At 37.5% G+C, this 25,686-nt stretch carries 24 protein-coding genes; 22 read left to right on the forward strand and 2 right to left on the reverse strand.

The features are described from left to right. The first annotated feature begins 31 nt into the window (after positions 1-31). From BM157_RS04650 to BM157_RS04715, 14 genes are all read left to right on the forward strand, one after another. Positions 32-1,021 (forward strand): alpha/beta hydrolase, encoded by a 990-nt coding sequence (locus BM157_RS04650; RefSeq protein ID WP_318255815.1) that lies wholly within the window; start codon positions 32-34, stop codon positions 1,019-1,021. Positions 1,022-1,152: 131 nt separating this feature from the next. Then, positions 1,153-2,394: a serine hydroxymethyltransferase gene (gene glyA / locus BM157_RS04655; protein WP_090140104.1), complete on the forward strand. Its 1,242-nt coding sequence runs from the start codon at positions 1,153-1,155 to the stop codon at positions 2,392-2,394. A 32-nt stretch (positions 2,395-2,426) separates the two neighbouring features. Continuing rightward, positions 2,427-3,194: a DNA alkylation repair protein gene (locus tag BM157_RS04660; RefSeq protein ID WP_172677790.1), complete on the forward strand. Its 768-nt coding sequence runs from the start codon at positions 2,427-2,429 to the stop codon at positions 3,192-3,194. A 164-nt stretch (positions 3,195-3,358) separates the two neighbouring features. After that, complete coding sequence (locus tag BM157_RS04665) at positions 3,359-4,351, forward strand: beta-ketoacyl-ACP synthase III (protein WP_022204245.1); 993 nt, start codon at positions 3,359-3,361, stop codon at positions 4,349-4,351. 197 nt (positions 4,352-4,548) lie between these two features. Continuing rightward, entirely contained in the window at positions 4,549-4,776 is a 228-nt protein-coding gene (acpP, locus tag BM157_RS04670) for an acyl carrier protein (RefSeq protein ID WP_022204246.1), read from the forward strand. Positions 4,777-4,804: 28 nt separating this feature from the next. Next, a complete protein-coding gene (gene fabK / locus BM157_RS04675; protein WP_022502249.1) occupies positions 4,805-5,743 on the forward strand; it encodes an enoyl-[acyl-carrier-protein] reductase FabK in 939 nt (312 codons plus the stop codon). 31 nt (positions 5,744-5,774) lie between these two features. Next, on the forward strand, positions 5,775-6,716 hold the full coding sequence (gene fabD / locus BM157_RS04680; protein WP_022204248.1) for an ACP S-malonyltransferase: 942 nt from the start codon (positions 5,775-5,777) through the stop codon (positions 6,714-6,716). A 75-nt stretch (positions 6,717-6,791) separates the two neighbouring features. After that, positions 6,792-7,550, forward strand: a complete 759-nt coding sequence (gene fabG, locus BM157_RS04685; RefSeq protein WP_055176620.1) for a 3-oxoacyl-[acyl-carrier-protein] reductase — start codon at positions 6,792-6,794, stop codon at positions 7,548-7,550. Beyond that, the gene (gene fabF / locus BM157_RS04690) at positions 7,547-8,782 is read left to right on the forward strand and encodes a beta-ketoacyl-ACP synthase II (RefSeq protein WP_090140106.1); all 1,236 of its coding nucleotides are present in this window, start codon (positions 7,547-7,549) and stop codon (positions 8,780-8,782) included. The genes fabG and fabF overlap by 4 nt, the downstream gene beginning before the upstream one ends. Positions 8,783-8,877: 95 nt before the next feature. Next, on the forward strand, positions 8,878-9,336 hold the full coding sequence (accB, locus tag BM157_RS04695) for an acetyl-CoA carboxylase biotin carboxyl carrier protein (RefSeq protein ID WP_022204251.1): 459 nt from the start codon (positions 8,878-8,880) through the stop codon (positions 9,334-9,336). Between the two features lie 83 nt (positions 9,337-9,419). Then, positions 9,420-9,842: a 3-hydroxyacyl-ACP dehydratase FabZ gene (gene fabZ / locus BM157_RS04700; RefSeq protein ID WP_022204252.1), complete on the forward strand. Its 423-nt coding sequence runs from the start codon at positions 9,420-9,422 to the stop codon at positions 9,840-9,842. 60 nt (positions 9,843-9,902) lie between these two features. Beyond that, entirely contained in the window at positions 9,903-11,258 is a 1,356-nt protein-coding gene (locus BM157_RS04705; RefSeq protein WP_055176063.1) for an acetyl-CoA carboxylase biotin carboxylase subunit, read from the forward strand. A gap of 44 nt (positions 11,259-11,302) precedes the next feature. Then, positions 11,303-13,090, forward strand: coding sequence for an acetyl-CoA carboxylase carboxyl transferase subunit (locus BM157_RS04710; protein WP_022502246.1), 1,788 nt, complete (start codon positions 11,303-11,305; stop codon positions 13,088-13,090). A 141-nt stretch (positions 13,091-13,231) separates the two neighbouring features. Next, on the forward strand, positions 13,232-14,104 hold the full coding sequence (locus BM157_RS04715; protein ID WP_090140108.1) for a hypothetical protein: 873 nt from the start codon (positions 13,232-13,234) through the stop codon (positions 14,102-14,104). Between the two features lie 162 nt (positions 14,105-14,266). On the opposite strand, the gene BM157_RS04720 is transcribed toward BM157_RS04715, so the two are convergent. Further along, positions 14,267-15,493 (reverse strand): argininosuccinate synthase, encoded by a 1,227-nt coding sequence (locus BM157_RS04720; protein WP_022502244.1) that lies wholly within the window; start codon positions 15,491-15,493, stop codon positions 14,267-14,269. Positions 15,494-15,791: 298 nt separating this feature from the next. Here BM157_RS04720 and argC point away from each other — a divergent pair, with 298 nt between their 5' ends. The 7 genes from argC (at position 15,792) to BM157_RS04760 (ending at position 23,869) form a co-directional block, all read left to right on the forward strand. Further along, positions 15,792-16,838, forward strand: coding sequence for an N-acetyl-gamma-glutamyl-phosphate reductase (gene argC / locus BM157_RS04725; protein WP_055306703.1), 1,047 nt, complete (start codon positions 15,792-15,794; stop codon positions 16,836-16,838). 142 nt (positions 16,839-16,980) lie between these two features. After that, positions 16,981-18,207 carry a bifunctional glutamate N-acetyltransferase/amino-acid acetyltransferase ArgJ gene (gene argJ / locus BM157_RS04730; RefSeq protein WP_090140109.1) on the forward strand — a complete coding sequence of 409 codons (1,227 nt, stop codon included), beginning with the start codon at positions 16,981-16,983 and terminating at the stop codon, positions 18,205-18,207. A 50-nt stretch (positions 18,208-18,257) separates the two neighbouring features. Then, the gene (argB, locus tag BM157_RS04735) at positions 18,258-19,163 is read left to right on the forward strand and encodes an acetylglutamate kinase (RefSeq protein WP_022502241.1); all 906 of its coding nucleotides are present in this window, start codon (positions 18,258-18,260) and stop codon (positions 19,161-19,163) included. Positions 19,164-19,177: 14 nt separating this feature from the next. Next, the gene (locus tag BM157_RS04740) at positions 19,178-20,359 is read left to right on the forward strand and encodes an aspartate aminotransferase family protein (protein ID WP_022502240.1); all 1,182 of its coding nucleotides are present in this window, start codon (positions 19,178-19,180) and stop codon (positions 20,357-20,359) included. A gap of 17 nt (positions 20,360-20,376) precedes the next feature. Further along, positions 20,377-21,642, forward strand: coding sequence for a sugar ABC transporter substrate-binding protein (locus tag BM157_RS04745; protein WP_055306701.1), 1,266 nt, complete (start codon positions 20,377-20,379; stop codon positions 21,640-21,642). Between the two features lie 117 nt (positions 21,643-21,759). Continuing rightward, entirely contained in the window at positions 21,760-22,200 is a 441-nt protein-coding gene (locus BM157_RS04750; RefSeq protein WP_090140111.1) for a DMT family transporter, read from the forward strand. 454 nt (positions 22,201-22,654) lie between these two features. After that, on the forward strand, positions 22,655-23,869 hold the full coding sequence (locus BM157_RS04760; protein ID WP_055176058.1) for a class I SAM-dependent rRNA methyltransferase: 1,215 nt from the start codon (positions 22,655-22,657) through the stop codon (positions 23,867-23,869). On the opposite strand, the gene BM157_RS04765 is transcribed toward BM157_RS04760, so the two are convergent. Next, positions 23,832-24,707: a PHP domain-containing protein gene (locus tag BM157_RS04765; RefSeq protein WP_090140115.1), complete on the reverse strand. Its 876-nt coding sequence runs from the start codon at positions 24,705-24,707 to the stop codon at positions 23,832-23,834. The genes BM157_RS04760 and BM157_RS04765 overlap by 38 nt on opposite strands. A 167-nt stretch (positions 24,708-24,874) precedes the next feature. Here BM157_RS04765 and BM157_RS04770 point away from each other — a divergent pair, with 167 nt between their 5' ends. Then, entirely contained in the window at positions 24,875-25,555 is a 681-nt protein-coding gene (locus tag BM157_RS04770; protein WP_055176052.1) for a DUF1653 domain-containing protein, read from the forward strand. Positions 25,556-25,686: the final 131 nt, after the last annotated feature.

Genomic DNA, 25,686 nt, shown 5'->3' on the forward strand with positions numbered 1-25,686 from the left:
TTTAATTAATAATTATATGAGGTGATTAATTATGAGAAGAAATAATATTAGAAAAACAGAGGCACTTATAATGGCATTTGCATTATCAGCAAGCCTGTTGTTAACAAGTTGTGGCAACCAAAATACTAATGGTGACAGTGTTAATGAAAATAATAGTACAACAGACGAAGCTGGAATTAATCACGATTATCCGGTAATGTTGTTCTCTTATGATAAGAATGATACTAATTATGAAGAACCAGAAGCGTTTAATTCAGAATATCTTGGCGGCAATTATGGTGAGATTGAGAAGATAGAATATTATTCTCCAACTACTAATGCTACAAGAAATGCCAATGTGTATCTTCCATATGGATATGATAAGAGTAAAAGCTATCCTGTAGTATATCTTCTTCACGGAATGAGTGGAACATATGAAGATTACAGGGTTCTTGGTGCAAGACCAACAGCACAGAATATTGTGTATGAATACAACCGCAACGATATGATATTAGTAAGCTTTACTGTATTTACAGATGTTGACAGAAAGCAGGAATCTGATTATGGATTTTCAGATTTAACTGCAAGATATGATGCCTGTGAAAATGATGTGATTAATGCTCTTATTCCATATATTAATTCGCATTATTCAACTAAGATAGGCAGGGAATACACAGGAATTGCGGGATATTCATTAGGTGGACGGGAAGCTCTTTATTTATGCTTTGCACACCCTGATATATTTGGGTATGTAGGTGCATTTGAGCCTGTTGGAGGAGTTGTTAATACAGGAAGCGGTGAAACATTATATGGCAACAGGGGATATCTTCTTCCTGAGCTTGTTAAGGAAGGCGGGGAAGCACCACTTCTTACACTTATAGTAACAGGTGATGAAGATCCATATTGCAGGGTATCATCAGAGAATTATTCAAGATATATGACAGAACATTCAATTGACCATATATTCTATTACAGACACGGCGGACACGAGGCAGGTGTATGGAATAATGGCTTATATAACTTTCTAAGGCGGATATTCTAATGAAGATTGTATTAAATAACTTAATTATTGTACAAATGTATAATTATACATTGACTTATTGATAAATAATCTATAAAATTAATAGTCAAACAGGTTGTATAACTACAACTATAGAAAATGGAGGTTGTAATATGTATTCATTTGATGAAGTATTGAACTATGATCCAGAATTAGCTAAAGCTATGGATGATGAGTTAGCAAGACAGAGAAGCCATATTGAATTAATAGCTTCTGAGAACCTTGTAAGTAAAGCTGTTATGGCAGCTATGGGAAGCCCTCTTACTAACAAGTATGCAGAAGGATATCCTGGAAAGAGATATTATGGTGGCTGCGAATATGTAGATGTTGTTGAAACACTTGCAATTGAGAGAGCTAAGAAGTTATTTGGTTGTGAATATGCCAATGTTCAGCCACATTCAGGTGCACAGGCTAACCTTGCAGCATTCTTTGCTATGGTAGAACCAGGTGATACTGTTATGGGTATGAGCCTTGACTGTGGTGGACACCTTTCACATGGTTCACCAGTTAATATCTCTGGTAAATATTTTAATATAGTTCCTTATGGAGTTACAGCTGAAGGCTTTATAGATTATGATGAAGTATTAAGAATTGCTAAGGAATGTAAGCCAAGGATGATCATTGCTGGTGCATCTGCATATGCAAGAGTTATTGATTTTAAGAAGTTCAGAGAGATAGCTGATGAAGTTGGTGCTTATCTTATGGTAGATATGGCTCATATTGCTGGTCTTGTAGCAGGTGGAGAGCATCCAAGCCCTATCCCTTATGCTGATGTAGTTACAACTACAACTCATAAAACATTAAGAGGACCAAGAGGTGGTATGATTCTTTCATCAGCAGAAGCTGCTGAAAAGTTTAAGTTTAACAAGGCTGTATTCCCAGGAATCCAGGGAGGTCCACTTATGCATGTTATTGCTGGTAAGGCAGTATGCTTAAAGGAAGCACTTGACCCAAGCTTTAAGACTTATGCTAAGAACATTGTTGATAATGCACAGGCTCTTTGTACAGGACTTATGAACAGAGGTTTTGATATCGTATCTGGTGGTACAGATAATCACCTTATGCTTGTTAACCTTTTAAGCAAGAATAAGACTGGTAAGGAAGTAGAAAAGCTTCTTGATGCAGCTAACATTACATGCAACAAGAACACTATCCCTAACGATCCAGCTTCACCTTTCGTAACAAGTGGTATCAGACTTGGTACAGCAGCAGTTACAACAAGAGGCTTCAACACAGCAGATATGGATGTAGTAGCAGAAGCTATTGCTTTACTTGTAGATGACGTTGATGCTAATCAGGCTAAGGCTATGGCTATGGTTAAGGAACTTACAGACAAGTATCCTCTTTATGAATAATGCTGGAATATATAAGAAATGAACTTCTGGGGATGACTGATAAAGGAGAATATGCAGCATTTACATCCTCACTTATTCCTGGCTGCGATAATATAATAGGAATAAGACAACCGGTATTAAAGCAATATGCAAAACAGCTGATAAAGGAGAATAAGGATTTCCGGCAGCTGCTTAGTGAACCGGATATTTATCAGGAAGAAACACTGCTTAGAAGCTACATAATAGGAATGGGAACAGCGAAGGAGAAAGACTTTAAGAAGGCTTTAAAAGACTTCAACACATTCGTTCCTCTTGTGAACAACTGGGCTGTAAACGACAGCTTCTGTGTAGAATTCAGGGTTATGGATATGTTTCGGGACGAGTTTCTGCCATACATAAAGGAATGTATAGAATCGTTTGATGAATACAGGGCAAGAGTAGGGCTTATAATGCTGTTAGACCACTATTTAAAGGTTGATATGCATGGCATGAAAAGACCGAGAATGAAAAAGGTTACTATTAAAGATATAGAAAGCACAGATGAAATAAATTGTGCTAATGGTTTATATCTTGATGATATATTTTCACTTGTAAACAGGGATTTTTCGGCCTATGGATATTATACACAGATGGCAGCAGGCTGGCTTCTTGCGGAATGTTTTGTTACATTTCCAAAAAGAACGTGGGAATATCTTACAGATACCGACTGCTTAAAGTTAGATAAGTTGTCATATCAGAAGGCGGTACGAAAGATATGTGAATCGCTCACGCCGGATAAAGAAGTTAAACTAAAAGTTAAAAAGGATCTGAAGCAGATGTAATAATCTGTTTCAGGTCTTTTTTTATTGCTTTAGTATATTTTAATAATTTGAATATCAAAATAACCTTGACAAACACATAAGTTTTGTAGTATAAAAATAATGTTTGAAAATCAAAGTAAGATAATCAAATTGTTAGTAAGTCAAATAAATAAGGACAAAAAAGTATGATAAGAACAAGAATCATAGGAACAGGAAGCTATGTTCCACCAGATATATTGACTAACGATAATCTGTCAGAAATGGTAGATACGAGTGATGAGTGGATAAGGACAAGAACTGGTATATGTAACAGACATATAGCAAAAGATATGGATAATGCTGATATGGCATATAACGCTGCAAGAAATGCAGTAGAGGATGCACGTATTGAAGCTTCTAAGATTGGTCTGATTATAGTTGCAACGTCAACTCCTGATTATGCTTTTCCTAATCAGGCATCACTTGTACAGGCAAAGCTTAAAGCAGTAAATGCTATGTGTTTTGATGTAAGTGCAGCATGTTCAGGTTTTATTACAGCCCTGGATATTGCAGCTTCAATGTTAAAGGCAGGTTCGTATAAATATGCACTTGTTATTGGTTCAGAAAAAATGTCAGAAATAGTTAACTGGAAAGACAGAAGTGTGTGTGTGCTTTTTGGAGATGGTGCTGGTGCAGTGGTTCTTAAAGCAGTTGATAACAACACAGAAGATGTTACAGGTGCCTTAGTTGGTCATGAAAGAGGAATTATTGACAGCAATATCTACAATGATGGAACAGGTGCATCTGTTTTAACAGGTGGCAGAAGATTTTCTGATTCATGCAGCACAGATATATTTATACATATGGATGGACAGGAAGTGTTTAAATTCGCCGTAAAGAGTGTTCCTACAGCTATAGAAACACTTTTACATAATAATAATATGGATATTAATGAAGTTGATAAGTTCATATTGCATCAGGCTAATGTACGTATTATAGAGAGTGTAGCTAAAAGACTTAAGGCTGATAAAGATAAGTTTCCAGTCAATCTGAATGAATATGGAAATACATCATCAGCAAGCATTCCTATTCTGCTTGATGAGTTAAACAGGAATGGAAGCTTAAAACAGGGAGAGAAGCTTGTACTTGCCGGTTTTGGTGCAGGATTAAGCTGGGGAAGTATTCTGCTTGTATGGTAGCACGGTTAAAGATGCTAAGCTTATTATATAGATATTTGCAGACTGCTTACTAAAAGATATCAGGCAGCCGGATAAGCGGCATTTTAACATATATAAGATGTTTATGGCAAAAGCTTTGCCATAGATATCAAAGTTGTGGGCTTTTGACCCCGACAACATATAATAAAAAATAATAAGAATTAAGGAGATTTAACATTATGTTTGAAAAAGTAAGAGAATTAGTTGCAGCACAGTTAGGTATAGATGAGGCAGTTATTAAGCCTGAGTCTAATTTCAAGGAAGATCTTAAGGCAGATTCACTTGATCTTTTTGAACTTGTTATGTCACTTGAGGATGAGTGTTCAGTAACTATTCCATCTGAGGAGCTTGAAAAGATTCTTACAGTACAGGATGTTGTTGATTATATCGAGGCTAACCAGAAATAGTTATAAATGTCAGGAAGGAAGATAAGTTATGAAAACTCGTGTAACAGAGCTTCTTAATATAGAATATCCTGTTATACAGGGCGGTATGGCATGGGTTGCAGATGCTAATCTGGCAGCCCACGTCAGCAAAGCCGGTGGAATGGGATTTATTGGAGCAGCTAATGCGCCGGCAGAATGGGTTAAAGAACAGATACATATTGCAAGAAAGATAACAGATAAGCCAGTTGGTGTTAATATTATGCTTTTAAGTGATTATGCAGATGAGATAGCACAGCTTGTTATTGATGAGCATATAGAAGCAGTAACAACAGGTGCAGGCAATCCAAGCAAATATATGAAGGCCTGGAAGGAAGCTGGAATAAGGGTTATTCCTGTTGTGGCATCAGTTGCACTTGCAAGAATGATGGAACGTGCCGGAGCAGATGCAGTTGTAGCAGAGGGCATGGAATCAGGTGGACATATCGGCGAGGAAACGACCATGACACTTGTACCACAGGTTGTTGATGCAGTTAATATTCCTGTTATAGCAGCTGGCGGAATAGGTGATGGCAGAGGTGTATGTGCGGCATTTATGCTTGGTGCAGAGGCTGTACAGATGGGAACAAGATTCGTTGTGGCTAAGGAGTCAAATGTCCATCAGAATTATAAGGACAGAGTTATAGCTGCCAAGGATATAGATTCAGTAGTAACTGGCAGAAGTACAGGTCATCCAGTAAGGTCACTTAGAAACAGCATGACAAGAGAGTATCTTGATATGGAAAAAGAAGGCGTTGAGTTTGAAAAGCTTGAAAGACTTACTCTTGGAACACTAAGAAAGGCTGTTGTGGATGGTGATGTCAAGCAGGGAACTGTAATGGCAGGTCAGATAGCAGGTCTTGTCAATAAGGAACAGACATGTGAAGAGATTATTAAGGAGCTTATGAAGGAAGTCTCTGAGGTATATAATTCACATAATAAGCTGGCATAAAACAGTGTATGGAAATGAGGATTTAAAAGGTATGGGAAAAACAGTTGTAATGTTTCCAGGACAGGGAAGCCAGCGTACTGGAATGGGAAGAGAAAGCTATAATAGCTGCACTTCATCAGTAAAGTGCTTTAAGAAGGCTGGTGAACTGACAGGTATCAATATGGAGCATTTAATATTTGAAGAAAATGATCTTCTTGATAAAACCGAGTATACACAGATTGCGTTATATGTAACAGAAATCGCCCAGCTTGCTGATATGGTTGAGCAGGGCCTTACGTATGATGCAGCTATTGGACTTTCATTAGGTGAATATAGTGCACTTACTGCAAGTGGTGCGCTATCTTATGAAGATGGTGTAAGACTTGTAAGAAACCGTGGAATATATATGGAACAGGAGGTTCCGGCTGGTATAGGCGCCATGGCTGCAGTTATCGGGCTTACATCAGATGAGGTTGACAGTGTACTTGCTAAATATAACAAGGATAAAAGTGGGAACACAGAGTCTGATAATGATATGTATCCTGATACAGTTTCCGCAGCTAATTACAACTGCCCTGGCCAGATAGTAATATCAGGTAAAAAGGAATGTGTACAGGAGGCTATGGAAGTGCTTAAGGAAGCAGGAGCAAGAAGAACACTCCTTCTTAATGTAAGTGGACCGTTTCATTCAAAGCTTCTTAAGGGCGCAGGTGATAAGCTTATGAAGGATCTTGAAAAAGTTACTTTTGATAAAGTGAAGTATCCTTATGTGGCAAACTGTACAGCTGAGTATGTGGATGAGAATACATCCAGTGGATATATAAAAGAACTTCTTTCAAAGCAGGTATATAGTTCAGTACGTTTTGAACAGTCAGTCAGAAAAATGATAGCCGATGGTTATGATACATTTGTTGAGGTGGGACCAGGAAAGACTTTATCTGGCTTTGTTAAAAAGATAGCTAAGAGCATGGAAAAGGAAGTAGTTATAAAATAACAGGCAATAAATGCAGACAAGATATTGGTAAGGCTTTAGCAATATTGTATCGATGAAAGGCAGTGTGTTATGTGTATGGATAATTGTATAAAAAGATATGAAAACAAGATAGTGCTTGTAACCGGAGCTAGCAGAGGAATAGGAGCTGCTATAGCTGCCCGTTTTGCCAAAGAGGGGGCTGTGGTTATTGTTAATTACAGTGGTAATGATGAGGCAGCAGATAGAACAGTTGAAAATATTCTGGCTGCCAACGGAAAGGCAGAAAAATACAAGTGTCAGGTTGATTCGTATGAAGAAACTGAAAAAATGATTACATATATAATGGATAAATATAAGAGAATAGACATTCTTATAAATAATGCAGGTATAACAAAAGATGGTCTTATCATGAGAATGAAAGAGGAAGATTTTGACAGAGTTATAGATGTTAATCTTAAGGGAACATTTAACTGCATAAGACACGTAAGCAGATACATGTTAAAGCAAAGAAGCGGAAGAATAATCAATATGTCATCAGTTGTAGGCATAGCTGGTAATGCAGGACAGGTTAATTACAGTGCTTCTAAAGCAGGTGTGATAGGTATTACCAAATCTGCGGCAAAGGAGCTTGCATCGCGAGGAATAACTGTTAATGCAGTTGCACCTGGATATATTGATACAGATATGACAAAGGTTTTATCTGATGAACAGAAGAAGTCAGTACTTGATATGATTCCTCTTTCAAGAATGGGAAGCGTGGATGATATAAGCAATGCTGTAGCATTTCTGGCATCAGATGAAGCAGCATACATAACAGGACAGGTGATATCAGTAGATGGAGGTATGAATATCTGATGAGAAGAGTAGTTGTTACAGGTATGGGTGCAATAACACCTATAGGTTTAAGTGTGGATGAATTCTGGAATTCTGTTAAAGAGAATACAGTTGGAATAGATAATATAACAAGATTTGATACAACAGATTATAAGGTTAAGCTTGCAGCAGAGGTAAAGGATTTTGATGCTAAGAATTATATGGATTTCAAGGCAGCCAAAAGGATGGAAAAGTTCAGCCAGTATGCTGTTGCGGCCGCGCATGAGGCTATGAAGGATTCGGGGCTTGATATGGCTAAAGAGGATGCTTTCCGTGTTGGTGTATCAGTAGGCTCTGGTGTTGGAAGCCTTGAAGCTATGGAAAGCAATCACAAGAAGCTTCTTGAAAAGGGTCCATCTAGGATTAATCCGCTTCTTGTACCTCTTATGATAACTAACATGGCAGCTGGCAATGTATCAATACAGCTAGGTTTAAAGGGTAAGAATATAAATGTTGTTACAGCATGTGCTACTGGAACTAACTCTATAGGTGAAGGCTATAGAAGCATACAGCATGGAGAAGCAGATGTTATGTTTGCAGGTGGAACTGAAAGTTCTATATCTCCTATTGGAATCGGTGGTTTTGCTGCGCTTACAGCACTTTCAACATCTACAGACCCTAAGAGAGCCTCTATCCCATTTGACAAAGAAAGAAATGGCTTTGTCATGGGTGAAGGAGCAGGTGTGGTTGTACTTGAAGAACTGGAGCATGCTTTAAAGAGAGGAGCGCATATATATGCAGAGATCACAGGCTATGGCTGTTCTTCTGATGCATACCATATAACATCACCTATGGAGGATGGAAGTGGAGCTGCATATGCTATGACAAGTGCCATGAAGGAAGCAGAAGTAAAACCAGATGATATCGATTATATAAATGCACATGGAACAAGTACCCATCATAATGATCTTTTTGAGACAAGGGCGATCAAGCTGGCACTTAAGGATGCAGCTTACAATGTGCCTGTAAGTTCAACAAAATCCATGGTTGGACATCTGCTTGGTGCAGCGGGCGCAGTTGAGTTCATAGCCTGTGTCAAGTCAATCCAGGATGGTTATATACATCCAAATGTAGGACTATCAGAAACAGAGGAAGAAATGGATCTTAATTATGTCAAGGATGAAGGAATCGAAAAGGACGTTGATGTAGTCATGACGAATTCTCTTGGTTTTGGTGGACATAATGCAACTCTTATAGTAAGAAAGTATTCATAATATGATGAACGCTTAAAGTACATAAGTAGATTGCTGGTGAGATATATGGAATACCAGAATATGAATAAAAGGTCATGAAGAAATGGAGATAATATATGGAATTAGAAAATGTAATAAAGCTCATTAATGCTGTATCAGAATCTTCACTTACAAGCTTTAGCATGGAAGATGGCGACACTAAGCTTTCGCTTGGCGCTGACAGAAGTGACAGGGCAGCTGTTAAAGAAACTGCCGGTGCTGATGATATAGTTAATAGCGATAACGGCAATGAATCAGGATTGAATAAATCGGACATTAAAACTTCTGATGATAATGTGCTTACTGTTAATTCACCACTTGTAGGTGTATTTTACAGTTCAGCATCTCCGGAAGCTGATGCATATGTAGCAATAGGTGACAGGGTTAAAAAAGGTCAGGTAATCGGTATAGTAGAAGCAATGAAGCTTATGAATGAGATTGAAAGTGATTATGATGGTGTGGTTACTGATATTCTTGTAGATAATGAACAGATGGTTGAATATGGACAGCCTATGTTTGTTATAAAACCAGTCTGACAATACGTCGGTATCAAAGGCATGGGTTTTTGATACCGACATTATATATATGAAATTCGATTATTTAATATAAGGAGTTAAGTATGCTTACAACAAAGGAAATAATGGATATTATACCACACAGACATCCTTTTCTGCTTGTGGATACGATAGATGAACTTGAGCCTGGAATAAAGGCAACAGGATATAAGTGTATTACATATGATGAGCCTTATTTTGCAGGACATTTTCCAGCTGAGCCTGTTATGCCGGGGGTCCTTCAGATAGAGGCATGCGCACAGGTAGGCGCTGTTGCGATACTTTCGCTGGAAGAAAACAAAGGTAAAACAGCATATTTTGGTGCAGTTAATAATGCAAGATTTAAAAGAAAAGTAGTTCCTGGTGATAAACTTAAGATGGAATGTGAGATTATAAAGAAAAAAGGACCAGTTGGCGTGGGAAAGGCTGTTGCGACGGTAGATGGCGAGGTTGCACTTACAGCAGAGCTTACATTTATGGTAGGTTAATCCGTCTGATGTTATAAATATAATATGTGGATTATGGAATGATTATAAGGAGATGAAGCTGTGTTTAATAAGATATTGATAGCGAACAGAGGCGAAATAGCTGTTAGAATAATAAGAGCCTGTAGGGAAATGGGTATACAGACAGTTGCAGTATATTCTGAGGCGGATAAGGAAGCACTTCATACGCAGCTGGCTGATGAGAGTGTATGTATAGGAAAGGCAGCAGCTAAGGATAGTTACCTTAATATGGAAAGAATATTGAGTGCAACAGTAGCTACACATGCAGATGCAATACATCCAGGCTTTGGATTTCTTTCTGAAAACAGTAAGTTTGCATCATTATGTGAAAAATGTAACATCACATTTATAGGTCCAGATTCAGATATCATAGAGAAAACAGGTAATAAACAGGAAGCAAGAAATACAATGATATCAGCAGGTATTCCAGTTATTCCAGGAACCAAAGAACCAGTTATGGATGCAGAAAGAGGAAAAGAGCTTGCAGACAATATAGGTTATCCTGTTATGGTTAAAGCTGCACTTGGCGGCGGTGGCAAGGGGATGCGTGTTGTATATACAAAAGAAGATTTTAAAAGGGAATTCGATAACGCACAGAGAGAAGCTGTGAATGGCTTTGCTGATGGCACAATGTATATAGAAAAATATATAGAAAAGCCAAGACATATAGAGTTCCAGATATTAGCTGATAAATATGGAAATACAATTCATCTTGGTGAAAGAGATTGTTCAATACAAAGAAATCACCAGAAGTTAGTTGAGGAATCACCCTCTCCTGCGTTGAATGATGAATTAAGAAAGAGAATGGGAGATACTGCAGTGGCAGTGGCTAAGGCAGTTAACTATGAAAATGCAGGAACAGTTGAGTTTCTTCTTGACAAAAACGACAATTATTACTTTATGGAGGTAAATACCCGTATTCAGGTCGAGCATGGTATAACGGAACTTGTGACAGGTGTTGATCTTATAAAGGAACAGATAAAGATAGCAGCCGGCGAAAGTCTTGGTATTAAGCAGGAGGATGTAAGGATACATGGTGCTGCCATGGAAATAAGAATCAATGCTGAAAACCCTGAAAAGAACTTTGCACCTAATCCGGGAACAATAAAGAATATACATATACCAGGTGGTAATGGTGTAAGAATAGATACTGCAGTTTATAGTGGATATACGATACCTCCTTTTTATGATTCCATGATAATGAAGGTTATGACATATGCAAACGACAGGAAAACAGTGATTGAGAAGATGAGAAGTGTCCTTGGCGAGATTATTATTGAAGGTGTCACAACAAATACAGATTTTATGTATGATATATGCCAGAATGAGAAGTTTATTAAAGGTGATGTCAGTACAGATTTCATACCAGAGGAGTATCCACAGGTATGTAAAAAATAGTTGTTCGTTATGCACAGTAAGAGTGCGTGGAAATGAGGATTTATATGCAGATAAAAGGCTTGTTTAAAAAGAATATCCATAAAAATAAAATCAACAATCTGGATAGCAGTAATATAAATGTTCCAGATGGATTATATACGAAATGTCCGGTTTGTTCAAAAATAATTTTAACAGAGGACATGTATCTGAATAATTGTGTATGTCCGGAATGTGGATATTATATGAAGCTGGATGCCAGAACAAGGATATCCATGGTAGTGGATAAGAATACATTTTCAGAATGGGATACTAACATTGAAGAGAGCAATCCATGTGAATACCCAGGTTATGAGGAGAAAATCCAGAATCTTAAAAGAAAAACAAATCTTGATGAGGCAGTAATAACCGGTGTTGGAAAGATAGATGGCAGCAAAGCTGTTATAGGTGTCTGTGATACAAGATTTCTTATGGGCAGCATGGGCGAAGTTGTAGGTGAAAAGCTTACACGGGCAGTTGAGAAGGCTACAGAGCAGAAGCTGCCGGTTATTATATTTACATGCTCAGGCGGAGCCAGGATGCAGGAGGGAATAGTATCTCTTATGCAGATGGCAAAGATAAGTGCCGCATTAAAAAAACATGATGAGGCAGGACTTTTATATATCACTGTTCTTACTGACCCTACAACTGGAGGTGTAACTGCAAGCTTTGCTATGCTTGGAGATATTATACTTGCAGAGCCAGGTGCCCTTATAGGTTTTGCAGGACCAAGAGTTATCAGACAGACTATAGGACAGGAACTGCCAGAAGGGTTTCAGAGAGCTGAATTTCTGTTAGAGCACGGCTTTGTGGATGCGATAGTTAAAAGGGATGAGCTAAAGAAGACACTTGCGCATCTGCTTGACATACATAAGTACAGTGGAGCTTATACAGAAGTTAAAGAAAATGTGGATACATACCGGAGCAATTCAGATATTATGAAGAAGTATCTTGAGTATCTTGATAATATATATTTCAAAAAGATAGATAGAGAAGAAGAAAAAAAGGCTGAGGCTGATAATAATCTGTATAATGAGTATGATGTATGGGAAAAGGTTGAAATAGCAAGAAGCAGTGAAAGACCTAATGCCGCAGATTACATAGAAAAAATAACTAAAGATTTTTTTGAACTTCATGGTGACAGAAACTTTTGTGATGATAAAGCAATAATAGGTGGAATCGCAACATTTGGCGGCATTCCTGTAACAGTCATAGGACATATGAAGGGTAAGACTACTAAAGAGAATATATCAAGAAACTTTGGAATGCCTAATCCCGAAGGGTATAGAAAGGCACTAAGGCTTATGAAGCAGGCTGAAAAATTTAACAGACCGGTTATATGTTTTATAGACACTCCAGGAGCATATTGCGGTCTTGGTGCAGAAGAGCGAGGCCAGGGAGAAGCTATAGCAAAGAATCTGTATGAAATGAGCAGTCTTACAGTTCCGGTATTGTCAATAGTAACTGGCGAAGGTGGAAGCGGTGGTGCACTTGCACTAGGTGTTGCCAATGAGGTATGGATGATGGAGAATTCCATATATTCAATACTTTCACCAGAAGGCTTTGCATCGATACTGTGGAAGGATTCTAAGAAAGCAAAAGAGGCTGCGGAAATAATGAAGCTGACGGCAGCAGATTTATATGAGCTTGGCATAATAGAGAAGGTCATTCCGGAATATCCGGTTATAAATGAAAATAATATAAAAAGAGTGACATTATATATGAAACGTATGATATGTGATTTTATGTACAGATATATTGATATGGACAAGGAAGAACTTGCAAGACAGCGGTATAACAGATTCAGGAAAATGTAAGAAAGCACTAAATCTATTACATTTTTTTATGGTTGTATTAATATAATTGTGTTAATATGATTATGTTAATGTGATTGTTTTAATGTGATTGCGTAGGAAGATTACGGAATTGTTATATCTAAACAGAAAGAAGGAATATATATGTCATATGGATACAGACAATACAGGGATACTGCTCATAGATGGACACAGATAGGTGTTGGTTTAATATCTGTAATAGCAGGTCTTATACTTATTGTATGTGTAACGGCACCTATGTATGTCTCAAGCATGTTAAAGGATGCAGGACTGTCAGCTGCTATATCGCACCGTTTTATGGATACTGTTTTTGATTCACTTGGGGATAATATGGAGGCGTTATCCAGAATTCAGACAAGTATAGAGGATTCTAAGATAGTAGACAGAATAGCACAGAAATATACAACGGCTATGGTTGACGGGATGCTTAAAGAAAAATCCTTTGATGATATAGAGATTAATATAGATGCAGAGCTGGATGAGCTTATGGATATGACATATAACAAAATAGCATCTAATATCAATATGGGAAATATACAGGAAACAATAGTCAGGGCAGCTCTTAGCTATAGTAAAAATGCTGCAAATGAGGCTATAAATAATTATGCCAGTGGTATATATGGTGATATATCTTATCGTCTGCAGCCGCTTATAAAGGTATATGGAATAATAACGTCTGTTGTGTTTAAGATATTGATGCTTTTAATATATATCACATTATTGATTGTTATCATTGCATTTAATCCTGTCAGGGTTGTAAGGTACACACTCCCATGTATATTTGTCATAACAGGTGGTATATGTATTTTTATTGCAAATATAATTGGAAACAGATGTATGGCGGCTGTAAGTAACAGATATCTAGGAAGAACTGTGTTTATAGATACTCAGATTGCTTATAGGGTTATGGGTGTTATGTGTATACTGGCAGCAGCTTCTTATGTTATTACTTTGATATATGGAATGGTTGTGAAAAACAGGAGAAAAAGAATATAGAAATATCTGAGATTAATGTTTGATAAGAGTTTATTAGAGTTTATAAGAGCTTATAAAAACTCATAAAACATTATAAAAGATGAAAAATGGAGCTGCTACATATATATGTGGCAGCTCCTGATTTTGTTTTATAATACTTGTTATATAATATTTTTTAAAGTATTATTTGTTATTCTTCTTTTCGTTCTCAAGCTTCTTCATAGCTCTTACCTTAAGTGAAAGACCAAAGAGGTTGATGAAACCATCAGCATCATGGTGGTCATAAAGGTCTCCAGTTGTGAATGAAGCGATAGATTCGTTATATAATGAATATGGAGATGTTGTACCAGCTTTGATGATGTTGCCCTTGTAAAGCTTGAACTTAACTTCACCAGTTACGTATTCCTGTGTCTTTTCGACAAATGCCTGAAGTGCTTCACGAAGAGGTGTTTCCCACTTTCCTTCGTATACAACCTGAGCGAACTTGTTAGCAACATTAATCTTCTCTGCTGTTGTATCCCTGTCAAGAACTAATTCTTCAAGCTGCTGATGTGCTTCGTAAAGAATAGTTCCACCAGGTGTTTCATATACACCACGTGACTTCATACCAACAACACGGTTCTCAACGATATCAATTATACCAATGCCGTGCTTGCCGCCAAGTCTGTTAAGTTCTCTGATGATATCAGAAACCTTCATCTTCTTGCCGTTAACAGATGTAGGAACACCCTTTTCAAATGTCATTGTTACATATTCGCCTTCATCTGGAGCTTCTTCTGGTGTGCATCCAAGAACAAGAAGGTGCTTATAGTTAGGCTCATTAGCTGGATCTTCAAGCTCAAGACCTTCGTGGCTTATATGCCAGATGTTACGGTCACGGCTGTAGCTTGAGTCAGGGCTGAATGGAAGGTGAATACCGTGCTGTCTGCAATATTCGATTTCATCTTCACGAGACTGTAATGTCCATCTTGAATCTCTCCAAGGAGCGATAATCTGGATATCTGGAGCTAAAGCCTTGATTGTAAGCTCAAATCTGATCTGGTCATTACCCTTACCTGTAGCACCATGGCAGATAGCAACAGCACCTTCTTTACGGGCAATTTCAACAAGTCTTTTGGCAATGATAGGTCTTGCCATTGATGTACCAAGTAAATATTTATTTTCATAAACTGCGTGAGCCTGTACACATGGAACGATGTAGTTATCGCAGAATTCATCTGTGATGTCTTCGATATATAACTTGGCAGCTCCACAAGATAAAGCTCTTTCTTCAAGTCCGTCTAATTCCTCTTCCTGACCGCAATCTGCACATACACAGATAACATCATAGTCGAAAGTTTCCTTTAACCAAGGAATGATTGCTGTAGTATCAAGACCACCTGAATAAGCAAGAACAACTTTCTCTTTCATTATTAATGTACCTCCATATAATTAAGTAATAGGTTTAATTATGTAATAAATATTATGTAGTAAATAATGCTATTACAAAGTGTAAAACTCTGCTGATTATAATAAACTACTTATTATGAAAATGCAATAGGTAAAAATGTATATTATGCAATTTTATGCAAGAATATTGCATAAATATAAAAAATAATGAATAAACACTTTACATAGAAAAAAAAGTTGTTATAATGGAACTTGTCATTTTTATTGATGAATAATATATGTACACGAATGAATAAATAAACATTCAGATGGAGGACGTATGGTTAAGGTTGGAATTATCGGAGCTACCGGATATGCAGGTAACGAATTAGTAAGACTTCTTCTTGGACATAAGGATGTAGAGATTGTATGGCTTGGTTCACGAAGCTATATAGATCAGAAATATTCAGATGTATACAGAAATATGTTTAAACTTGTAGATGCCAGATGTATGGATGATAATATGGAACAGCTTGCAGATGAGGTTGATGTAATATTTACAGCAACACCACAGGGCTTATGTGCATCACTTGTTAACGATGAGATTTTATCAAAGGTAAAGATAATAGACCTTAGTGCAGACTTTAGATTAAAGAATGTAGATATATATGAGAAATGGTATAAGCTTGAACATAAGTCACCACAATATATTGATGAAGCAGTCTATGGTTTATGTGAGATTAACAGGGATAAAGTGAATAATAATACAAGAATTATTGCTAACCCGGGATGTTACACTACAACATCAATTCTTACATTATATCCACTTGTAAAAGAAGGAATTATTAATCCAGATACAATAATCATTGATGCTAAGAGCGGAACAAGCGGTGCAGGCAGGGGTGCAAAGGTTGCTAATCTTTTCTGTGAAGTTAATGAGAGTATGAAAGCATATGGTGTTGGTACACACAGACACACACCAGAGATAGAAGAACAGCTTGGATATGCTTGTGGAAGAGATGATTTAAAGCTTATATTTACACCACATTTAGTTCCAATGAACAGAGGAATACTTGTGACAGCATATGCTAATCTTGCAAAGGATGTAACTTATGAAGATGTTAAGGCGGCATATGATAAATATTATGACAAGGAATATTTTGTAAGAGTTCTTCCTGAGGATGTATGCCCAGAGACAAGATGGGTTGAGGGAAGTAACTTTGTAGATATAGGATTTAAGATAGAGCCAAGAACTAACAGAATTATTGCTATGGGTGCATTAGATAACCTTGTTAAGGGTGCGGCTGGTCAGGCAGTACAGAATATGAATCTTTTATTCGGTTTTGAGGAGAATGAAGGACTTAAGATTGCACCTATGTTCCCATAGAATTATATAATACAGGCGGCACTATAAATATTTTATTCATATAAGATTAATAAGACGTTATTGGTAAGTAATAATCCTGATAGATAATTATTATATAGGTAATTTAATAACAAGCGGTTATTAATCTGGACAGGAGGCAGTTATGCAGATTATAGAAGGTGGAGTTACAGCAGCCAAGGGATTTAAGGCAGCTGGTATGGCGGCAGGAATTAAGTATAAGAATGGTAAGAAAGATATGGCAATGGTTGTTTCAGACAAGCCTTGCGTGACAGCAGGGACATTTACTCTTAACAGAGTATTTGCCGCTCCTGTTAAATGGGATAAGAATATTGTATACAATGAAGCTTATGCACAGGCAATTGTAGTCAACAGTGGTGTTGCTAATGCCTGTACAGGTGTTGAGGGTGATGAAGCCTGTGCACTTGAAGCTAAGACAGCTGGAGAGACACTTGGAATTTCAGCCGATGCAGTGCTTCTTGGTTCAACAGGTGTTATTGGAATGCAGCTTCCTATGGATAGAATGTGTGCAGGAATTAAGGCACTTCCGGAACTTCTTGATTATACTAAAGAGGCTGGAACACTTGCCGCAGAGGCAATTATGACAACTGATACTGTAAGCAAGCAGGTTGCCTGCACAGTAAATATTGCTGGCAAAGAAGTAACGGTAGGCGGTATGTGCAAGGGTGCCGGTATGATTCATCCTCATATGGCTACAATGCTCTGTTTTATTACAACTGATGCAGTTATAGAGAAGAAAGCACTTCAGAAGATGACAAGTGATATTGTTGAAGATTCATTTAATATGATATCTGTTGACGGAGATACATCAACTAATGATACAGTGCTTGTTCTTGCTAATGGAGAAGCCGGCAATGATACTATTAAGGAAGGCAGCAGTGATTATGATACATTTTATGAGGCATTATCTTATGTACTTACAGAGCTTTCTAAGAAAATAGCAGGAGATGGTGAAGGCTGTACATGTCTTTTTGAAGTTCAGGTTAAGGGAGCTTCAACTAAGGAACAGGCAAGAATTCTTGCCAAATCAATAGTGACTTCTAATCTTACAAAGGCGGCAATATTTGGACACGATGCTAACTGGGGAAGAATTCTTTGTGCTATGGGTTATTCAGGCGTTGATTTCGAGCCGGAGAAGGTTGATATATTCTTTGAAAGCAACGCAGGAAAGCTTCAGATAGTTAAAGATGGTACTGCAACAGATTACAGCGAAGAAAAGGCAACTGAAATTCTTTCACAAAATCCTGTAACCGCAATAGCAGATATTAAGCAGGGTAACAGTGAAGCTACAGCGTGGGGCTGTGACCTTACATTTGATTACATAAAGATTAATGCAGATTACAGATCATAATAGTTAAGAATAAAATGGCATTGTAATATTGTCAGGAATGAGGATAATAAATGAGTACAATTAATATGGAAGAAGAGTTAAAGAAGGCACAGGTGCTTGTTGAAGCACTCCCATATATACAGAAGTTCAACAGAAAGATTATAGTTGTAAAATATGGTGGAAGTGCAATGGTTGATGAAGAACTTAAAAGAAAAGTTATTCAGGACGTAGTATTATTAAAGGTTGTTGGATTTAAGCCAATTATTGTACACGGCGGCGGAAAGGAAATCAGCAAATGGGTTGAAAAGTCTGGAATGACACCGGAATTTAAGAATGGTTTAAGAGTTACAGACGAGCCAACTATGGAAATTGCTGAGATGGTTCTTAACAAGGTTAATAAAAGCCTTGTATCGCTTATAGAGGAACTTGGCGTAAAGGCGTGTGGTATAAGTGGTAAAGATGGCGGTATGTTAAAGGTAGAGAAGAAGTATTCAAAGGGTGAAGATATAGGATATGTAGGTGAAGTCAAGGAAGTTGATACAACACTTATACATTCTCTTCTTAAGGATGATTTTCTTCCAGTAATATGCCCTATAGGATATGATGACAATTTCCACGCTTACAATATTAATGCTGATGATGCAGCTTGTGCCATTGCAAGGGCAGTTAATGCAGAGAAGCTTGCATTCTTAACAGATATTGAAGGTGTATACAAGGATTATAATGATAAATCAAGCCTTATCTCAGAACTTTCAACAACTGAGGCAAGGGAATTATTAGCAGGTGGTACAATAGGTGGTGGTATGTTACCTAAGCTTAATAACTGTATTGATGCGATTGAACATGGTGTTTCAAGAGTGCATATACTTGACGGTCGTATTCCACACTGCCTCCTTCTTGAAATATTTACTAACAAGGGTGTTGGTACAGCTATATTATCAGAAGGTGCTGAGAAATTCTTCGATACTAATATATAATAACAGGAGTAGTTATGCAGACAGAACAGATTATTAAAACAGCAGAAGAAAAGTTAATACATACATATAACAGATACCAGATTGTACTTGATAAAGGTGATGGTGTAAGATTATATGATACAGACGGAAAAGAATATCTTGATTTTGGTGCAGGTATTGCGGTATTTGCATTAGGTTATAATAACAAGGAATATAATGATGCGTTAAAGGCACAGATTGACAAGCTTATACATACATCTAATTATTTCTATAATGAGCCAGCGGTAAATGCTGCTAAAGCACTTACAAAGGCTTCTGGAATGGACAGGGTATTCTTTACTAACAGTGGTACAGAATCAATAGAGGGTGCTATAAAGCTTGCAAAGAAATACGCTTATTTAAAGACAGGAAGAACAGATTCAGAGATTATAGCAATGCATCATTCCTTCCATGGCAGAAGTATGGGAGCATTAGCTGTAACAGGCAATAAGCATTATCAGGAAGCGTTCGGACCTATGATTCCGGGAATTAAATTTGCTAATTATAATGACCTTGAAAGTGTTAAACAGTTGGTAAATGATAAAACTTGTGCTATTATATTTGAAACAGTACAGGGTGAGGGAGGAATATATCCTGCAACTAACGAATTCATCAAGGGTGTAAGACAGCTTTGCGATGAAAAGGGTATTCTTCTTATACTTGATGAAATACAGTGTGGAATGGGAAGAACAGGTACAATGTTTGCATTCCAGCAGTATGGAGTTGAGCCTGATATTCTTACTGTTGCCAAGGCACTTGGCTGTGGTGTTCCAGTAGGTGCATTTCTTGCCAAGGAAGAAGTTGCCAAGGCACTTGTACCAGGAGATCACGGTACAACTTATGGCGGTAATCCACTTGCGTGTGCAGCAGCAACAAAAGTATTTGAATTATTTGAGAAACAGCATATATTGGATAATGTCAAGGAAGTATCAGCATATCTTGAAGAAAAGCTTGATGAACTTGTAGCAGAATATGATTTTATAATTGAGAGGAGAGGACTTGGACTTATGCAGGGACTTGAACTTTCAATCAATCCTAAAGATGTTATTGCTAATGCATTAGACAATGGACTTATACTGTTCTCAGCCGGAACTAATGTTATCAGAATGGTGCCACCTCTTGTTATAACTAAGGCGGACGTAGATGAAATGATAACAAAGTTAAAGAAATCATTTTAATAAAGGTTGGATGAATAATGAAAGTAATTAAGAAGCTTGTGTCAGTTCTTATGGCAGGTGTTCTTACTTTATCTGTGATGGCATGTTCAGGTACAGATAAGAATAAGACAGCAAGGGAACTTGATATAGAGACTCCTGTAACAGTTAATGTCTGGTATGATAATAAGGACTATGACAGCTATCTTGAAAATGTAGCGAAAGAATTTAAAGAGGCTAACAATCTGGTTACTGTCAATCCGGTATATGTTGAGTCATCAGATTTTGTTGATACAATTTACAATGAAACTGTAAGAAATGATAATGTGCCAGATGTGTATCTTATGTCATCAGAGAATTGCAATAAGGCATATCTTTTAGGTCTTATGCTTGAAAATGATTCTTACAAGGATGTATACAATGATAAAGTATATGGACAGGCTGCCCTTATAGCAAGCTCATATAATGAAAAGTTATATGGCTATCCGGTTACATTTAATATGCCGGTTATGGTGTATAACAGTAAGCTTGCAGGTGCAGTTGATACATTTGATGAGATAAAAGAATATAATGATAACTACGAAGTTACAGAAGATAATAAAAGTGTTCAGAGGATATTTAACTTTGATGCATCATCAATGTTTCTTAATTATACATTTACAGGAAGATACGTTAATATAGGCGGCAATAATGCTGAGGATTCAGGAGCATTTGCAATAGATGAGGTGCATTTTAAAAAGGCTTTAACTGAATATGTGAAGTTAAAGGACACTTATGCGATTGATAGATATAATTCATCATTGCAGTCGTGTGTATCACAGTTTGCAGAGGGAAAGCTTATATATACAATAGTTGATGCCGACAGCCTTTCAACAATTGATGCTTCAGGTGTTGAATATGGAATAATTCCAGTTCCAAAGCTTGCAGATGATTTAGAGTCAAAGGCAATGTCAGTTACTACGATGGCAATAGTAAATCCATACACATCAAATATTGCGGTATCCAAGGCAGTAGCAAGGGCAATATCATATGACTATGCAGAGGATTTGGAAAGTCTTAGCGGACATATGAGTGCAAGGGCAGACATAAGCTATAAATCAAAGACCCAGCAGAGCAATTACAATACACTGCACACAATATATGCTAACAGCATCGTAAAAGCCAAATATGTAGGCGTAGGCAACATATATACAAAATATGAGATTATGCTTCACCAGTTATGGGACGGAGTGGATTTTAACAGTGCATATAATGAGTTTTACAAAGAAATCTCCAATTATATGACACTATCAAGGCTTAATAATTAAATATGGAATAATACATTAGTGTGGATAAAAATGTAATTTACTCCAATATTAGTGAATAAAATCCTGCTATCAGTAAATACTTTATTAACAATAGAGATTGTTAAAGGAGGTTGTCTGATGGCAGGATTTATTGTTGCAATAATCTCAGGTGCGTTAATGAGCCTGCAAGGTGTACTTAATACGAATGTTACAAAAGCGAGCAGTATATGGGTGGCGGCAGGCTTCGTGCAGTTTACAGCACTTGCAACCTGCATTATAATGTGGCTGTTTAACGGAAGACCTGAGATTAGTGGAATATTTCAGGTAGAGAATAAAATATCATTATTAGGCGGTGTGATAGGAGCATTCATAACCTTCACCGTAGTAAAAAGTGTATCCGACCTAGGTGTAGCCAAAGCCGAAGTCACAATAGTAGTAGCACAGGTAATAGTAGCCTATATAATAGAACTTATGGGCTTATTTGGAAGCAAAAAAGCCGACTTCTCGTGGCTCAAACTCTTAGCCCTGATAATAGCAATGGGCGGAGTATTTATGTTCTACAATACAGGGAAGAATTAAAGTTGTAAAACTGACAGCGAGGGGATATAATGTGCGTAAGCTACAAGCCGTGCCAGACAGAAAACTTAAAAGCTGCTGTGCTTGCACAAAGCTGCTTTTAAAATTTCTGTCTGATAGGGCGACAGCCCGACAGTCCAAGAAAGCCAGAGCTTTCTTGGACCTGCACGGCGAAACCAGTGGGAAATCAACTAAAGGCGAAGTGCAAAGCACGAGCCAGCAAAAACAAACCATAAGCAGGCTAAGGAAAGCGAAGTGCGAAGCACGAGCCAGCAAAAACAAACCATAAGTAGGCTAAGTAAAGCGAAGTGCCAAAGCACGAGCCAAAAGTAAAGGCAATCTGCGGCAGTACATAATAAGCCAAGGCAAAGTAGAAGCGAAGTGCGAAGCACAAGCGCAATCTATGCCACCACCGCATTTCCCACCCCACCCCAAATAAAAGAGAGGACCTCAACCAATGACCAATTTATTCAAAATAACAGGCACAGTAACCCTGAAAAAAGGCGCCGGCCGTCAATTAAAATCCGGCGGTATGTGGGTATACGACAACGAAATAGACACATTTTCCGAAACCGTAGAAGACGGAGGCCTTATCGAACTCCATGATTTCGATGATTACTTTATGGGAATAGGCTTCGTAAACCGCCGTTCCAAAATAACAGTAAGAATGTTATCAAGACACGAGGGAGAGATTAACGAAGAATTTATCAAACAGCGTGTAAAAGATGCTGTTTCCTACAGAATGGATACTGTCGATACATCTTCCTGCCGGCTTATATTCGGAGAGGCAGATTTTCTTCCGGGTATAGTAATAGACAAGTTCTCAGATGTTCTTGTAGTAGAGTCACTTGCACTTGGAATTGACAGATTTAAACAGCTTATTGTCGATGACCTGAAAGAAATACTTAAAGAATATGGCATGCCAATAAGAGGCGTATATGAAAGAAGCGATGCCAAAGTAAGACAGCTTGAAGGAATGGAAAGAGTTAAAGGCTTTATCGGTGAAGAATTCGATACCAAAGTTATGATAACTGAAAATGGTGTTAAATATTATGTAGATGTTAAGGACGGTCAGAAGACAGGCTTTTTCCTTGACCAGAAATATAACAGGAGAGCTATCGGCGGCTTATGCAAGGGTGCGAAGGTTCTTGACTGCTTTACACATACAGGTTCATTTGCACTTAATGCAGGAATATCGGGAGCTTCAAGCGTATTAGGAGTAGATGCATCTGAACTTGCTGTTAATCAGGCGACAGAAAATGCCAAGCTTAACGGACTTGAGGATATTGTCCGATTCAAATGTGCAGATGTGTTTGACCTGCTTCCACAGCTTGAAAAGAGTGGCGAGAAGTTTGATGTTGTGATTCTTGATCCACCAGCATTTACCAAGTCAAGAAATTCCATTAAAAATGCAGTTAAGGGATACAGAGAGATTAATCTTAGGGGGATGAAGCTTGTCAAAGACGGCGGATACCTTGCAACCTGCTCTTGTTCACATTTTATGGATCCGGAATTGTTCACTAAGACAATTGGCGAAGCGGCAAGAAATGTACATAAAAGACTAAGACAGATAGAATACAGGACCCAGTCACCTGACCATCCAATTCTGTGGTCAGCCGATGAGTCCTTATACCTTAAATTCTATATTTTTCAGGTTGTTGACGAAAAGTAAGGCTTCTTTCGTAAAGGGCATCTTTTATTTCGTAAGGAACAAAAAGATGTCCAAGACCTGTTCCTAACTGTATGTTAGGCTTGTTAGCACCGTGGTAATCAGAGCCTCCGGATAAGAGAAGATTATGTTCTTTGGCGATTTTGCGGATTTCCCTTTCATCGGCAGGTTTATAGGTTGAATAAATTGCTTCAATTCCATCAATTGAGGCACAGCATACGTGGTTAATAAGCTCATTCATCTGGGCTTTGCCAAGGTGGTAAAGAATTGGGTGTGCAAGCACAGCAACACCGCCAGCCTGATGAATAATGCTTACAGCCTCAGAAGGGTCAACCTTATGCCTGTTCACAAAGCAGGGCTTTCCGGGACTTAAGTATCTGTCAAAGGCTTCGTTGCGGTCGCCTGTGTAATGATTCTTAACAAGATAATCAGCAAAATGTGCTCTTGTTATAACAGCATCAGGGTATAATTTTAACATTTGTTCATATGTAATATTAATACCGATTGAACAGAAGCGTTCACATATTGCAATATTACGGTTGATGCGTGACTCGCGCTGTGTTTTAAGATAATCATTGATGGCATTGTTAGTGTAATCAATAAAAAGTCCTACGATATGGACTTCGGTATTATTAAAATTAGTGCTTAATTCAACACCGGGTATTAATTCCACCTCTGAATTACCAGCGGCTTTAAGGGCATCTGGTATTCCGTCAAGAGTATCGTGGTCGGTAAGGGCGATGGCACTAAGATTTTTAGAAGAAGCAATTGCTATAAGCTCTGAGGGAGTATTAGTTCCGTCAGAATATGTTGAGTGTACGTGCAAATCTACCTGTTTCATATTATAACCTCATTTCTGCGCACGATTTCTAAGCAGATAATAGAATTGTATTAAGTACGCAAGTAGATTATAACACTTTAAAAAAGTACGCAAAATCCTTAATCTTAATAAAATAATAAATTAACGAAAAAGTTTAATTTTATATAAAAGCAACAGGAGGAGTGATTATGCAAAGAGAATTAGTTATTGGTGGTTTTTACAGACATTTTAAGAATAAGCTGTATCAGGTAAGAGGCGTTGCGATACACTCAGAGACTAAGGAGAAAATGGTTGTGTATCAGGGGCTATACGGCTCATATGAGTTATATGTAAGACCATATGATATGTTTTTGAGCGAAGTTGACCATAATAAATATCCTGATGTAGAGCAGAAATACAGATTTGAACTTATAGATATTAATACAGGAAAAGCACTTGAGAAATCCGATGATACATCTGCTTATAATAAATCGATAGACAATGTTAATATGGTTTCAGCGGATAATACATATACAGTAGATAAGTCTGCCTGCGACATAGCAGGAAATAGATATACAGAGAATAAATCTATTGATTATAAGACAGAAAATGTCTCATCTGATAATGGGAATATTGCTGACACCTACAATTCAGATGAGAATACTGTACAGGACAGCAAGCTGATAAGATTTCTTGATGCATATGATTATAAAGAGAAGCTTGATATATTAACTTCTATGAGAAGTGAATTAAATGACGGGCTTATTGATATTATGGCGGAGTCCATTGAAGTTGCTGTGCCAGAGGGCGACATTACTGATAGATATAATTCACTTAGAAAATGTCTTCTTGCACATACCAAATATGAAGGATTAAGACTGCGTCAGTAGTGATAATTGTCAGAAAATTAACATAATATATGCGATAAAATGGATAATATTACAGAATTTTGTGAGTTCACATAAAATGTGTATAAGTATGTTGATATTGTGGAAAAGTATGTGACTAATTACGATATTGA

The sequence above is a fragment of the [Lactobacillus] rogosae genome (genome assembly GCA_900112995.1).
Lineage (GTDB): Bacteria > Bacillota > Clostridia > Lachnospirales > Lachnospiraceae > Lachnospira > Lachnospira rogosae.

Excerpts from the sequence above, each read along its gene's own strand:
- BM157_RS04660 (WP_172677790.1), top strand. The coding sequence starts at position 2,427 with ATGACTGATAAAGGAGAATATGCAGCATTTACATCCTCACTTATTCCT.
- fabD (WP_022204248.1), top strand. The coding sequence starts at position 5,775 with ATGGGAAAAACAGTTGTAATGTTTCCAGGACAGGGAAGCCAGCGTACT.
- glyA (WP_090140104.1), top strand. The coding sequence starts at position 1,153 with ATGTATTCATTTGATGAAGTATTGAACTATGATCCAGAATTAGCTAAA.
- acpP (WP_022204246.1), top strand. The coding sequence starts at position 4,549 with ATGTTTGAAAAAGTAAGAGAATTAGTTGCAGCACAGTTAGGTATAGAT.
- fabZ (WP_022204252.1), top strand. The coding sequence starts at position 9,420 with ATGCTTACAACAAAGGAAATAATGGATATTATACCACACAGACATCCT.
- argB (WP_022502241.1), top strand. The coding sequence starts at position 18,258 with ATGAGTACAATTAATATGGAAGAAGAGTTAAAGAAGGCACAGGTGCTT.
- argC (WP_055306703.1), top strand. The coding sequence starts at position 15,792 with ATGGTTAAGGTTGGAATTATCGGAGCTACCGGATATGCAGGTAACGAA.
- accB (WP_022204251.1), top strand. The coding sequence starts at position 8,878 with ATGGAATTAGAAAATGTAATAAAGCTCATTAATGCTGTATCAGAATCT.
- BM157_RS04710 (WP_022502246.1), top strand. The coding sequence starts at position 11,303 with ATGCAGATAAAAGGCTTGTTTAAAAAGAATATCCATAAAAATAAAATC.
- BM157_RS04665 (WP_022204245.1), top strand. The coding sequence starts at position 3,359 with ATGATAAGAACAAGAATCATAGGAACAGGAAGCTATGTTCCACCAGAT.
- BM157_RS04740 (WP_022502240.1), top strand. The coding sequence starts at position 19,178 with ATGCAGACAGAACAGATTATTAAAACAGCAGAAGAAAAGTTAATACAT.
- argJ (WP_090140109.1), top strand. The coding sequence starts at position 16,981 with ATGCAGATTATAGAAGGTGGAGTTACAGCAGCCAAGGGATTTAAGGCA.
- BM157_RS04765 (WP_090140115.1), bottom strand. The coding sequence starts at position 24,707 with ATGAAACAGGTAGATTTGCACGTACACTCAACATATTCTGACGGAACT.
- BM157_RS04750 (WP_090140111.1), top strand. The coding sequence starts at position 21,760 with ATGGCAGGATTTATTGTTGCAATAATCTCAGGTGCGTTAATGAGCCTG.
- fabG (WP_055176620.1), top strand. The coding sequence starts at position 6,792 with ATGGATAATTGTATAAAAAGATATGAAAACAAGATAGTGCTTGTAACC.
- BM157_RS04770 (WP_055176052.1), top strand. The coding sequence starts at position 24,875 with ATGCAAAGAGAATTAGTTATTGGTGGTTTTTACAGACATTTTAAGAAT.
- BM157_RS04720 (WP_022502244.1), bottom strand. The coding sequence starts at position 15,493 with ATGAAAGAGAAAGTTGTTCTTGCTTATTCAGGTGGTCTTGATACTACA.
- fabK (WP_022502249.1), top strand. The coding sequence starts at position 4,805 with ATGAAAACTCGTGTAACAGAGCTTCTTAATATAGAATATCCTGTTATA.
- BM157_RS04760 (WP_055176058.1), top strand. The coding sequence starts at position 22,655 with ATGACCAATTTATTCAAAATAACAGGCACAGTAACCCTGAAAAAAGGC.
- BM157_RS04650 (WP_318255815.1), top strand. The coding sequence starts at position 32 with ATGAGAAGAAATAATATTAGAAAAACAGAGGCACTTATAATGGCATTT.
- BM157_RS04745 (WP_055306701.1), top strand. The coding sequence starts at position 20,377 with ATGAAAGTAATTAAGAAGCTTGTGTCAGTTCTTATGGCAGGTGTTCTT.
- BM157_RS04715 (WP_090140108.1), top strand. The coding sequence starts at position 13,232 with ATGTCATATGGATACAGACAATACAGGGATACTGCTCATAGATGGACA.